This is a genomic window from Flavobacterium sp., from assembly GCF_025352015.1.
Lineage (GTDB): Bacteria > Bacteroidota > Bacteroidia > Flavobacteriales > Flavobacteriaceae > Flavobacterium.
Genome location: NZ_JANXUG010000062.1, coordinates 1 through 11,542 on the forward strand (window position 1 = coordinate 1; position 11,542 = coordinate 11,542).

7 protein-coding genes are annotated in these 11,542 nt (G+C 34.8%); 5 read left to right on the forward strand and 2 right to left on the reverse strand.

From position 1 onward, the window contains the following. Positions 1-2,089, reverse strand: a 2,089-nt coding sequence (locus Q0Q96_RS06275) for a choice-of-anchor L domain-containing protein (protein ID WP_293872383.1), incomplete at its 3' end; no start/stop codon positions are given. Between the two features lie 126 nt (positions 2,090-2,215). Between Q0Q96_RS06275 and Q0Q96_RS06280 the strand changes: the two genes are divergently transcribed. The 4 genes from Q0Q96_RS06280 to Q0Q96_RS06295 all read left to right on the forward strand — a co-directional run bounded on the left by Q0Q96_RS06280 (position 2,216) and on the right by Q0Q96_RS06295 (position 6,696). Further along, positions 2,216-3,115, forward strand: a complete 900-nt coding sequence (locus Q0Q96_RS06280) for a NifU family protein (RefSeq protein ID WP_293872384.1) — start codon at positions 2,216-2,218, stop codon at positions 3,113-3,115. 189 nt (positions 3,116-3,304) lie between these two features. After that, a complete protein-coding gene (locus tag Q0Q96_RS06285) occupies positions 3,305-5,323 on the forward strand; it encodes a thioredoxin domain-containing protein (protein ID WP_293872385.1) in 2,019 nt (672 codons plus the stop codon). A 47-nt stretch (positions 5,324-5,370) separates the two neighbouring features. Beyond that, positions 5,371-5,760 carry a YtxH domain-containing protein gene (locus Q0Q96_RS06290; protein WP_293872386.1) on the forward strand — a complete coding sequence of 130 codons (390 nt, stop codon included), beginning with the start codon at positions 5,371-5,373 and terminating at the stop codon, positions 5,758-5,760. 102 nt (positions 5,761-5,862) lie between these two features. Beyond that, positions 5,863-6,696, forward strand: a complete 834-nt coding sequence (locus Q0Q96_RS06295; RefSeq protein WP_293872387.1) for a mechanosensitive ion channel domain-containing protein — start codon at positions 5,863-5,865, stop codon at positions 6,694-6,696. Between the two features lie 277 nt (positions 6,697-6,973). Here the strand turns inward: Q0Q96_RS06295 and Q0Q96_RS06300 are convergent, their stop codons facing one another. Then, positions 6,974-9,244: a cation:proton antiporter gene (locus tag Q0Q96_RS06300; protein WP_293872388.1), complete on the reverse strand. Its 2,271-nt coding sequence runs from the start codon at positions 9,242-9,244 to the stop codon at positions 6,974-6,976. 184 nt (positions 9,245-9,428) lie between these two features. On the opposite strand from Q0Q96_RS06300, the gene Q0Q96_RS06305 reads away from it, so the two are divergent. After that, positions 9,429-11,542: MMPL family transporter (locus Q0Q96_RS06305; RefSeq protein ID WP_293872389.1), on the forward strand; the 2,114-nt coding region annotated here is incomplete at its 3' end.

Sequence of the window (11,542 nt, forward strand, 5' to 3'; positions counted from 1 at the left end):
TAAATGTATATGGTAAAATTCCATTGGCACCGGTAAATGTTATCGCTGTGGCTGTATTTTGACAAACGGAGGTGGTGCCTGCAATAGTCGCAGTGGGAACAGGATTCACAGTAACCGTGGCAGAACCAGATTGGGGTTGAGTTGTTGTTCCAGCAGAGGTTGTAATTGTAGCACTAACCAAATTATAAATAGTAGTTAAAGACATAGGCGAAGTGACATCGGTATAAGTTCCTAATACGCTTAAAACAATTTGTCGAGGAATTCCGTTAACCGTTAAATTAACCGTCGCAGCTGGCGTCCCCGTAAAAATTATAGAGGCAGAGCTTCCACTACAAATAGCGGTTGACCCCGAAATTGAAACCGATGGCAATGCTACAACTATTAATTGAAAACTCACCACAGAAAAATTTAACGGATTGGCATTTTGAGACAAAACGGAATAAATTCTTTGAGGATTTAAGGTATTTAAAAAAGAAGTGGTGTTGGTAATGGCATTGGTGCCAGCATTGGCATCGGCCAAAGTAGGGTAATAAGTAACTGTATAGTTTGCCGGATTATTCGTCCCCAAAATTATAGGCGTTTGTGTCGTAAAATTAAATGTTGAAACTCCACCGTTGGCAATTGTTTCATACTGAACAATATCGGGAGGTGTTCCAGCTATAACACATAAACTTAAATCGGTATGCAAAGTAAATTGAGTCGTAATAATACATCCACTTGAATTGTCTTCAACGGCAGCATAAATTATTTCTCCATCTGTCCCATTATAATTTGCAGCATTCGCTATAGGTGCTATCAATTGCTGTGCATCTGAAAGACTATGATGATACGTAATACTATTGGGCACACCATTTAAAATAATAGCAGAATTATTTGTTAGATTAAAAGGTGCGCTGCATTTGGTTAAATCGTTAGGAGTTCCAAGAGTTACCGATGGAATATACTGCACAACCATTGTGTCTGATTGTTGACATCCTCCCGGATACGTAATCGTAACACCATAAGTGCCTGCTTGTGTAATGGTATAAAGATTAGAGTTGGTTCCCACAGGATTTCCATTTAAGGTCCAACTGTAAGTTGCGCCAGGTATTAAAACCGATCCCGCTTGTGCCACTATATTTTTTGAACCACAAACTGCTGTTCCACCGGCAACGGTAAAATCTCCTATTCCAGCAAATTCGCCTGTTCCAGCTATATCAGCTGAACCAATATTGAAACTTCCAGCACCTAGAAAAACTGCTGAATCATATTGACTATCATTTAAATCGGCTATCACCAATTTAATATGATAAACATTTGTTGGAATAACCGGAGAAGAAGCTGTTAACAAAGTAGTTTGCCCATTAAAATTGATTGCTGCTGCTGCCGCATTTGCCCCCTGATTATTAGAACCAAAATAATTAACGTTACTAGCACCACAGGTTGGCAGTCCGGCATCATCACGAATAGTTGTAACAGAAATTGGAATTGTTGTCATAGGAACTAATGCTAAATTAGCAGCAGGAGAACCAGTAGTTACATTAGTTAAAAAAAAAGCAAAAGCATCAGAATATCTACATTGAAAAAGTCCGTATTCTTCTGAAGCAAATAAAAAGTCAAAAGTCATTTGATTGGTCAACGGAACAAAATCAAATTCTAAAATAGTAGCGTTGTAAAACTTATCAGCAGCTCCAGGAGCAGGTGTCGGGTCGATGATGCCCAATGCTGCCATATAATTTTGTAATTGCATGTCACCAGGCCAAGTATTATTGCCATTGTTTTGTGTGTTTGTATTTGGTCCTGGCGCGTTCAATGCATTTCCGGTACTTAAAATTACTCCCGATGATAAGGGAAAATTTGAATTAGTATTGGTAAAATAACCAATCCCATTTGGAAAGGTTAAAATATTAGCTCCAAAATTAGTCCCCGTACTCCATGTAATACTTGTGGTAGGTCCAATACAAGAAGAACTTCCCCCTACTGCAGGTGCAAATAGAACATCTGTTACCAATTGAGAAACAGTGTAAGTTGTATTGTTAACACTAATGGGTTGTGCCAAACAAGTGAATCCCGTTAAAAATATGATAAATAAAAATCTAATTCTTTTCATTACTGCGAAATTGTGGATGTGATTCTTCTAATTAAATCACTCAAAATGTTAATTAATTCTTTAATTGTCCAAATATAAGTATTCACAGAAAATAACTTTGTTAAATTTGTAGAAAAATAAACCCTTTTGATGAAAATATCGATAAAAGAAACTAAAAATCCTGTCATAATAAAATTTGAATTCCCAGATTTTATCACTCAAAATGAAAGCTTTGAGTTTAAAAATATTGATGAGGCAAAAAATTCTCCTTTGGCACAACAACTTTTTTATTTGCCTTTTGTAAAAACAATTTACATTTCTGGAAATTTTATTGCCATAGAACGCTACAATATTGTGGAATGGACAGAAGTTCAAGATGCGGTTGCCGAACAAATTGAAATTTTTGTTGCTAATGGTGGCGTTATTGTGTTGCCCAATGAAAATCCGACCAAAAAACAACCCACAACAGTCTACGGTGAGACCACGCCTAATCCAGCTTCGCTTAAGTTTGTTGTCAACAAAGCGTTGACCAAAACAGCCTTCGAATTTAAAAATATTGACCAAGCCAAACCTTCGCCTTTGGCACAGGAATTATTCAAATTTCACTATGTAAGAGAAATTTTCATTACCGAAAATTACATTTCGATTACCAAATATGACAGCAGTTCCTGGGATGAAATCACCTTGGAAATACGTACATTCATCAAGCAATTTATCGAAAATGGTGGCACTATAATTGATGAAAACCTAATCGAAAACAACGTAAAACAGGAAAAACAACAAATCAAAAACTTTGAAAATCTTGACACGACTTCACAGCAAATCATTAATATTCTCGAAGAATACGTAAAACCTGCCGTTGCTGCCGATGGCGGAAATATTCTTTTCGATTCGTATGACGAAACCGAAAAGCGTGTAAAAGTAGTGCTTCAAGGCGCTTGTAACGGCTGCCCTTCGTCTACATTCACCTTAAAAAGCGGCATCGAAAACATGCTCAAAGACATGCTCAATGATAAAGATATTGTGGTCGAAGCACTAAACGGATAATTCACAAAGCGTTTCTTTTGAGATGCTTTTCTCATTCTGAACTTGTTTCAGAATCTAAATTTTAGGACTTTATCCTAAATTTATTTCTGGAGCTATTTCCCGTTTTACGTTCCAATCTTTTTATCTCGTTTTTGCCAAAACAAGATAAAAAGGATTTCCACTGCAACCGGGGCTAGAAAATAACCTGCTATGAACGAACTACATTTAGAAACCAGCCCCTATTTACTGCAACACGCTAGCAATCCTGTGCATTGGAAAGCATGGAACGCTACTTCTTTGGCTTTAGCCAAAAACCAAAACAAATTGATAATCATCAGCATCGGTTATTCGGCTTGCCATTGGTGCCACGTGATGGAACATGAAAGTTTTGAAGACAACGAAGTAGCATCCACAATGAACGCTCATTTCATCAGCATAAAAATTGATCGCGAAGAACGTCCCGATATTGATGTCGTTTATATGAAAGCCGTTCAAATCATGACGGGTCAAGGCGGTTGGCCTATGAATGTGGTGGCTTTGCCTAACGGAAGACCTATTTGGGGTGGCACATATTTTAGAAAAAATGATTGGATAAATTCGTTAGAACGACTACAGGAAATTTATAGCGACCAACCACAAACCATTTTAGATTATGCAGAAAAGCTTAATGATGGATTGCAGTCCTTTAGCCTTATTTCAAAAAATGATTCGGAAACCAATTTTGATTTTGAAAAACTTGAATCTTTAGTTTCCAAATGGCAAAAAAGTTTCGACTGGGATTATGGCGGCATGGCAAGCGCACCCAAATTCATGATGCCAACCAATTACGAATTTCTTTTGCGCTACGCACATCAAACAAAAAACCAAACGGTACTGGATTTTGTGAATCTAACTTTGACCAAAATGGCTTATGGCGGCTTATTTGACACTATTGATGGCGGATTTTCGCGCTATTCTGTCGATATGAAATGGCACGTGCCTCACTTTGAAAAAATGCTGTATGACAACGGCCAATTGGTTTCGCTTTATGCCAATGCTTATAAATTGACTGGCAATTCACTTTATAAAGAAGTCATCGAAAAGACATTGAAGTTTGTGGAAAAAGAATGGCTGACCAAGGAAGGAAGTTTTTATGCTGCGCTTGATGCTGACAGTTTAAATGCAACAAATCATCTCGAAGAAGGCGCTTTTTATGTTTGGAGAAAAGCGGAATTAGAAGCATTACTTCAGGAAGATTTCGAATTATTTTCAGTGGTTTTTAATGTAAATAAATTCGGGTTTTGGGAACACGAAAATTATGTTTTAATCCAAAATCAATCGCTTGACGAAATAGCGAAACAGCAAAATATTCCGTTGAAAAATTTGGAACAAAAGAAAAAATCTTGGGAACAAATTCTTTATATCGAAAGAGAAAAACGAAGTAAACCAATATTAGACGATAAATGTTTAACATCGTGGAATGCAATTATGCTCAAAGGTTTTGTCGAAGCTTACAAAGCTTTGGGCAACAAAAAATATTTAACCATTGCTTTGCAAAATGCTGATTTTATCAGCAATAAAATTTGGAGTTCAGAAGGAAATTTGAAACACAGTTACAAAGACGGGAAAGCAACTATCAATGGTTTTCTTGAGGATTATGCACATGTAATTGAGGCTTTTATTTCAATGTATGAAATTACATTTGATGAGAAATGGTTGCAAAACGCCAAGTTGCTGACCGATTATACTTTTGATAATTTTTATGATGAAAAAGCACAATTTTTCTCCTTCACTTCACATCAGGATGATGCTTTAATTGCCACTCATTTTGAAGTAGAAGATAACGTGATTGCGGCTTCCAACTCGGTAATGGCAGGTGCTTTATTCAAAATGAGCATTTATTTTAACCACAGTTATTATGAAAAAATTTGCCGACAAATGGTGCAGAACATCATCCCCACGGTTGATTATCCATCAGCATATTCCAATTGGTTGACTTTATTTTTGGATTTTTCAGAACAGAATAGAGAATTGGCAATTTGTGGCACAAATGCATTGGACTTTTTAGCGAAAATAAATCAAAATTATTTGCCCACTGTTGTTGTTGCAGGAAGTTTGACTATTTCTACGTTACCGTTTTTAGAAAATCGATTTTCTGAAGTTGAAACTTTATTTTACTTGTGCCAAAACAAAACCTGTAAACTCCCAACATTAAATTTTGAGGAAATCAAGAAGGAAATTTTTCAATAGTCATCAAAAAATCGTACTATTGTTATTATTAATTAAAATATAAAGTCATGGCATTAGGAGATTTTTTTAAAAAACTATTTGGTTCTTCCACACAAGAAATGGCAGATAAAGTTGGCAGCTTTACTGAATCAGCATTTGATAAAGCAAAAGTTGCAGCTGCACCCATGGTGGAAAAAATGGAAGATTTTGTAGATTCTGCAAAAGAAAAAGCAAGCGAACACATTCCGGCAGCAAAAGAAGCAATTGATTCAATTGCGGAAAAGGTTAAGGAAAAAGCAAGTGAATATGCTGACAAAGCAGAAAATCTTGCACACCATACTGTAGAAACGGTTAAAGAAAAAGTAAATTCTTATACAAATGATGCTTCACACGAAGCTGAAGATCTAAAAACAAAAGCTGAAGATATTGCAAAACCAGCCGATGAAAATGCGGATTAATTTTTAAAAAAATATTATTTTTGCAAGGTAGAGTTTAAGAAACTACGACGGGGATAGAACCTTGAATGCATGTTTTTTTGAACTCTATCTTTTTAACTTATTATGGAAAAGAAAGAACTGCATTATATTCATACGTTTGGAGATTATTTAGATCAATTTACTAAAATTTTGATCGATTATTCTCCTAAATTAATTTCGGCTTTGCTTATTCTTTTCATCGGTTTATACGTCATTCGATTAATGAATCGTTTGGCAAGTAAAATTATGATTAAGCGGGAATTAGACCCTACCTTATCACGTTTTTTAGCAGACGGTTTGCTTTGGGCCTTGCGCATATTACTTTTTGTAAGCTTTATTTCTAAACTTGGAATAGAAACCTCTTCATTTGTAGCGGTTCTTGGTGCCGCTGGTTTGGCAATTGGGCTATCATTACAAGGTTCGCTATCTAATTTTGCGGGCGGAATGTTGATTATTTTATTTAAACCTTTTAGAGTTGGCGATACTATAGAAGCACAAAATGTTTCGGGAACGGTAAGCGAAATTCAGATTTTTGTAACCAAATTAATCACTGCAAATAATCAAACTATTTTTGTGCCCAATGGGATTTTGTCCAACGGTGTGATTACCAATTTTTCGATTGGTAAAAACAGAAGAGCCAATTTAGTTTTTAACATTTCGTATGACACTAATATAAAAACTGCTAAAGAAATTGTAATGCAGGTTTTAGAGAACCATCCCAAAGTATTAAAAGTGCCGCCGCCAACAGTAGTTGTAAATCTTTTGACCGATTCGGCTATTCAATTGGCTATTCGCCCCTGGTCCACAAACATCGATTTTGGCGATATGTGTTCGGATGTTTTGGAGGAATGTAAAGAAGCTTTTGACAAAGCCGAAATTGTAATTCAGCCGTTTGTGAAAGAAAGCTCTAAAGAATAACGTCTTGACGCATTAGTCACAATTTAGAGTTAAATTATTAATAAATTGTTGGATTTGCTTTAAGAAAGTTTTGCATTCAGGTGTTTGATATTGCAATATATCTTGGGTGTTTAAGCCGCTAATTATTTCAAATAAATGCCTGTATAACACTATTTTATTTAAACGAAACAAGTTTTTAAATTGTGTTGTATTGAATTCTTTTCTAACAAATTTTTTGATGGTTTTTCTAAAACAAGAATTGTAGAACTATTAAGTTTACGCAGATTATTAGTTTTAATTATGGCTTCACAATAAGCACTGACGGAATATCAGACAGCCAAGAAACCTCATCATCAATCAGTTTTTTCCAAGTTTCAAGACTAAAAACTATTAAATCTTGTTGTTGTAAAAAAGGTTTGTTGAGTTGATCAAGATGAAAAACTTCGATATTATCCGGATAATTCTGCTCTAAAGTTGACAGCGCATTTTCCACAATAAAATTATTTTTGGTATGTTCATTATTGTCTAAAATAGTGATGTGAGAATTGTTATTGTACATCAGTTTTTGTGCGTAATCAATCAAGAAAACATCGCCTGCGTTAATAATTCCCACGAATACTTTATCAATGTTGTGCAAATCTTTATCAATTAAAATGCCCAAAGGTGTTTTGGTTTTAGAGATAATCAATCGTGTTCTATCATCAAAAGGAGAATTTTCAAAAAGTCCTTCTTTCCCTTTAAATTTATCTAATAATCGATCAGGGTTTATAATTCGGGAAGTAAATCCAAGCACTTTGCCCAGAATGGTTCCTTCATAGATAGATTTTCCCAAACCCACTAAAAGCAAATCATAATTTCCTTCTCGAGCAATGTCTGCAATATCTGATTCGATATCGCCAGTTGCTTTAAAAATAGTGGTGATTTCTTGGTTTAGTTTTTTTGACTCTTGTACGATGGGTTCAAAGGTTACAGTTTCATATTCTTCTAAATTATACGCATGCATTTCGTCACTTACAGTTAAGTGCATTGCGGTAACATTCGCCGAATCGGCTTGTTTTTTGACAAGACTGTTTGCCAAACGAAGTAATGATTTTCCTTTTTCATTGTTTCCAAAAGAAATCAAAATATTAAAATCGGAGCGATTTTTAACTTCGGAAGGAATAATTCCATCTTTGGTTTTGAAAATAAAATTGATAATGTCTAATGCTGGACCCGTCATAAAAGTGGTAACCAATGCCATTATAACCATCATAGTAAATACTTTTGGCGAAAGCACGCCTAATTCGTAACCAATGTTTAACACGACTAATTCCATCAACCCTCGTGTATTCATCAACGCGCCAATGGTTAAACTATCGCGCCAACTCTGACCAACAAATTTAGCTGCTACAGCACTTCCTATAAATTTTCCGACTACAGCTACCGCAATAATACAACCCGTAACTTTCCACAAATAGGCATCATTAATCAAACCTATTTCTGTTCTCAATCCTGTGAAGACAAAAAATAAGGGTAATAACAAAATTACAGATACATCTTCTACTTTATCGATAAAAACATTTCTGAATTTTGCTATATCAGGCATAATTGCTCCCATCAAGAAGGCTCCAAACAAAGCGTGAATCCCTATAATTTCACTTAAATAAGAAGAAACAATTAAGGTCAAAAGAAAAATTGCTACGACCGATTTTTTTATGTTACTTTTTTTGGCATACAAATCTCCAACACGTTTTAAAAAAGGTTTTACCACAAAAAGCATCGTCAAAACATAAATGAGAGCCAAACCAATCACGTATAACGAACTCACAAAACTTCCGGCTTTTACAATCGCAATTACAACTGCCAAAATGCACCAAGCCGTAATATCATCTGCTGCGGCACAAGTAATTACAATAGTTCCTAAACGGGTTTTATGAATGCCTCTTTCTTGAACAATTCGGGCCAAAACCGGGAAAGCGGTAATGCTCATAGCAATTCCCATAAACAAACTAAAAGAGAGGAATTCTATTCCTGCTGGTGCAAATTGATGATAGATATAATATGACAAGCCAATTCCTAAAGCAAAAGGAATCACGATACTGGCATGGCTAATCACCACGGCTTCATTGGCCTTATTTTTTAGGACTTTTAGATCTAATTCCATCCCTATGACAAACATAAAAAGTATCAACCCTATTTGGCTTAACAACTGCAGGTTTCCGAGAGAAGCAACAGGAAAAAGGGCTTCTTTCATATCAGGGAAATACATACCAAAGAGTGAAGGTCCCAGTACAATTCCTGCGATAATTTCTCCGATGACCGATGGCTGTCCTATTTTTCTAAATATCCAGCCAAAAATTCGGGCAACTAAAACTATAGTAATAATTTGAAATAACAGTAATGCTAACGGATGTTTTAAATTATGAAAAAGTGATGCCAGAAACTGAACCCATTGGCTATCATTAGTTGAGGGTGAAATAATTTTTATGCCTACTTCCAATAATTTTCCGCGCTCAATAATTCTGAACATTAAATAAGTAAATCCACTAATTACGATGATGTAAAATAGTGTGTTTTTTAAATTTCTCATTCAAAAAATAATTTTTCTTCTCCTTACAAAGATGCTAAAAATCAGGCTAATTTTTTTATTTTTTTTTGTTGTTTACAATTATTTAAACTTGACCTCTTAATCATGTTGATTTTAATCAAATCTTTTGCAAAATACAACCCTTTTTTTGCGGTTTTAATTACCTTTGCAACCGTTTTATCATAAAATGAAAAAGAAAATAAAAGTAGGTTTTTGGGAATTTGTTGCAAGTATAATTTTAAGGAATAGAATTGCCATTAGCATAGGAATTGTTCTTTTAACTATATTTTTTGCCTTGCAATGGAAAAATGTTGGCATGACTTACAAAGAAGCCAATCTATTACCAAAAAATCATAAAGCCAATAAAGAGTACACGCAGTTTTTAAACATTTTTGGCGAGGAAGGAAACCTTGTAGTCATTGGCTTCAAAGACAATACTTTTTTCACCCCCAAAACTTATAAAGCTTGGAACGAGTTGATGACCAACCTAAAATCGCACAAAGAAGTCGAATTGGTTGTTTCGTTAAATGATTTAAAGAAATTACAAAAAAACGATTCTTTAGAAAAGTTTAAGTTAGTCCCACTGATTGACCAAAAAAGAACTGTTGATCCTGTTTATTTAGCCCAAATAAAAAAACAGCTTTTTGATGATTTACCGTTTTATGAAGGCTTACTTTTCAATAAAAAAACAGGAAGTATTCGCGCTGCAATTTACATCAACAAGCAAGTTGTAAACTCTCCCATCCGCAAAGAATTTATTCTAACCGTTTTGATTCCCGAAGTAGAAAAATTTGAAAAAACAACTGGAATAGACTTGAAAGTTTCGGGTATGCCTTTTATCCGAACCATCAATACCGAGAATATGAAAGGCGAAATTGGTCTGTTTATAGGTGTTGCTTTGTTTATTACCTCACTGATTTTCTTCCTCTTTTTTCGTTCGCATAGAGCCACATTTATTTCGATTTGTATTTTGATTGTAGGTGTAATGTGGTCGTTTGGAACACTCGGATTATTACATTATAAAATTACGATTTTAACGGCAATTATTCCCCCGTTAATCATTGTAATTGGAATTACGAATTGTATATTTCTCATTAATAAATACCAGCAGGAAATCAAAACACATCGCAATCAGGCGAAAGCGTTGCAACGGGTGATTTCCAAAATTGGGGTTTCCACTTTGATGACAAATTTGACCACAGCTATTGGTTTTGCTACCTTTATGATTACCGGAAATGATTTGCTTTTTGAATTTGGACTGGTGACTTCTATCAATGTAATTACGGTTTATTTGTTGACCTTAATGGTGGTGCCAATAGTGTATAGTTTTATGCCTTTGCCAAAAGAAAAACATTTACATCATTTGAGCAAAAACTATCTGACTTCTATTTTAAATTTAGTGGAGAATTTGGTAAAAAACAAACGAAATCAGATATACAGTATCTACGGATTGTTAATGATTTTGAGTGTTATTGGGATTGCCCAAATAAAAGTTTCTGGAAGTCTGATAGGCGAAATGCCAAAAAGCGCTTCGTTTTTTAAAGATATTCTTTTCTTCGAAAAAGAGTTTAACGGTGTCATGCCTTTAGAAATAATGATTGACACCAAACACAAAAAAGGCGTACTAAAAGCTTCGACTTTGCAAAAAATGGATGAATTGCAAAACACTATAGACAGCATTCCCGAATTATCAAAACCGGTTTCTATTGTAAATTTGGTTAAATATTCAAAACAAGCTTTTTACAATGGTAATCCAGCATATTACGAATTACCAAATTCGCAAGAGCAAGCTTTTATTCTTTCTTATGCCAAAAATGCAACCAAAGGGTCAAAAGATAATTTAATGAAAAGCTACGTCGATTCCACAGGACAATATGCCCGAATTACGACATTTATGAAAGACATTGGAACTCAAGAAATGGCAAAAATAGAAGAGCGATTGCATGCCAAAGTTGATAAAATTTTTCCAAAAAATAATTACGAAGTAACGTTGACCGGAAAGGCTTTGGTTTTTCAAAAAGGAACAACGTATTTGGTCGGAAATTTAATCGAATCGTTATTATTCGCAATTTTATTAATCGCTTTTTTGATGGTATATATGTTCCGTTCCTGGAAAATGATTTTTGCATCCGTGGTAACCAATATCCTTCCGTTGTGCATCACATCTGGCTTGATGGGTTATTTTGGAATTCCTTTAAAACCCTCAACGATATTGGTTTTTAGCATTGCCTTTGGAATATCGGTAGATAATGCGATTCAGTTTATGGCAAAATACCGTCACGATTTAATTCAGAATGGTGG

Excerpts from the sequence above, each read along its gene's own strand:
- Q0Q96_RS06285 (WP_293872385.1), top strand. The coding sequence starts at position 3,305 with ATGAACGAACTACATTTAGAAACCAGCCCCTATTTACTGCAACACGCT.
- Q0Q96_RS06290 (WP_293872386.1), top strand. The coding sequence starts at position 5,371 with ATGGCATTAGGAGATTTTTTTAAAAAACTATTTGGTTCTTCCACACAA.
- Q0Q96_RS06295 (WP_293872387.1), top strand. The coding sequence starts at position 5,863 with ATGGAAAAGAAAGAACTGCATTATATTCATACGTTTGGAGATTATTTA.
- Q0Q96_RS06300 (WP_293872388.1), bottom strand. The coding sequence starts at position 9,244 with ATGAGAAATTTAAAAAACACACTATTTTACATCATCGTAATTAGTGGA.